1 protein-coding gene and 1 pseudogene are annotated in these 1,086 nt (G+C 42.9%); both read right to left on the reverse strand.

Translation table 11 applies throughout. The features are described from left to right. Window positions 1-111: pseudogene (locus ELS82_RS27235) on the reverse strand (GNAT family N-acetyltransferase); the annotation flags it as partial. 696 nt (window positions 112-807) lie between these two features. Beyond that, window positions 808-1,086: GNAT family N-acetyltransferase (locus ELS82_RS25200; protein WP_134837792.1), on the reverse strand; the 279-nt coding region annotated here is incomplete at its 5' end.

The following is a 1,086-nucleotide window of genomic DNA, read 5'->3' on the forward strand; positions in this document are numbered from 1 at the left end:
GGACATTGGTTGAAAAAGAGGAACTTCTCCATTACCATTTTCAGACAGCTGATTTTCAAGATACACAAAGAATGAATCTAAATCCGATTTTTCCGCTTCTACTACTTCCATCTAATACTCCGTGGTCCATCGATTACGCATAACGCCCAATTAAGTTGTGAGCAACGCTGCCGCCTTACCCAAGCACTTCACCGTAATCACCAAACCAATTGAAACCGAAAGCGCCGAGCGTTGCGAATCAGCTTGAATTGTTTGTTATGTTTTACCACAAACAACTGATTTACTTGAGAAAGAACTGCTATTTCTAACTAGTTTTCTGAGCTAAACCACAAGGCAAGAACCAACTTGACCGCCAAAGGCGATTAACCTTAAACGTGTAATTCCACTTCCCTGCCCAATGAGGCAACCCGACCAAGAAACAACAAGCGCCCTATCTTTCCAACCAAAGCGCAAAACAATGGCAAATTGCCAAGGCAACTACCAAACCGAAATGCTAATTGGTTAAGAACCCTAAAGCGACTTTAAGCCAGTTATACAAACAACCGACCGCCACGACCTGACAATGAAGCAACCCACGAACATTGGCATGTTTTACGGGCTGAGAGATTCAAGAACTTAGACCGACAGTGCGGATTTGCTGAGTCTACTAGGGACGAATTGCCAAAGGGACAAAGAACTAGAGCCTAAGACGTTTAAGCCTTTGAAATACAGTGTAAACATAACGCCGCATTAAGGTGTGAGCGGCGCTTGGCTATACTTGAGCGAAGCGAAACTGCCAAGCGTTGCGAATCACTCTTAAATGCTTTGTTAGGTTTTTGCGCTGAACTCCATGAGATAGTAGTCACCCAAGCTGTCAGCGCCCTTTTGGACCTTCATGAAACCATTGGATTCATAGAAGCCAATCGCTCTTTCGTTTTCCGACATACACTTTAGGCTCAAACCGCTATATGAAGACTTAGCCTTTTCTAATAACTGAGTACCTATATTTTTCCCTTGGTGGTTATTCGAAATATATAAGTGATGTATAAAATTTTCTGGTTCCCAGATTGAAATAAACCCTAATACCTCACTACCAGCAACAGCGAC

It is taken from the genome of Vibrio ouci (assembly GCF_004551525.1).
Classification (GTDB): domain Bacteria; phylum Pseudomonadota; class Gammaproteobacteria; order Enterobacterales; family Vibrionaceae; genus Vibrio; species Vibrio ouci.